The following is a 512-nucleotide window of genomic DNA, read 5'->3' on the forward strand; positions in this document are numbered from 1 at the left end:
TCCCGGGCGGGGCCGTTCCGTGGTGAGGCGGGCCTCGATGGTGGACACCAGCGTGCGTACGGTGGACATGGCCAGGGGATGCGAGCGGTCCCAGGTGGTCGACAGGTCCAGTACGCCGAGGACGCGCCCGTCCGGGCCGTGCACCGGCGCGCAGTAGCAGACCCAGCCGTGCAGGGCCGACACCAGGTGCTCGGCCGAGAAGACGGAGCTGGGACGGCCGGTGCGCAGGGCGAGGGACAGGGCGTTGGTGCCCATGGCCTGCTCGTCCCACCGGCCACCCGGCGCGAAGTTGACGCGCTCGGCCCGGCGGCGCATGGTCGGGCCTCCGCAGGTCCACAGGATGGTGCCGGACTCGTCGGTGACCGCCGTGACGAACCCGGCGTCCTCGGCGATGCTGTGCAGTTCCCCGGCGAGGCCCGAGACCGGCCGGTACAGCGGTGAGGACGTCCAGCGCTGGTGCACCGGGCCGCCGTCGCTGATCGGGGCGCTGTCCCGCCCGGGATCCACGCTGC

At 74.0% G+C, this 512-nt stretch carries 1 protein-coding gene; it reads right to left on the minus strand.

All coding sequences use genetic code 11. From position 1 onward, the window contains the following. Positions 1-512: GAF domain-containing protein (locus CCL05_RS43695; protein ID WP_341868305.1), on the minus strand; the 512-nt coding region annotated here is incomplete at both ends.

The sequence above is a fragment of the Streptomyces africanus genome, from assembly GCF_002150735.1.
In the GTDB taxonomy this organism is placed as follows: Bacteria; Actinomycetota; Actinomycetes; order Streptomycetales; family Streptomycetaceae; genus Streptomyces; species Streptomyces africanus.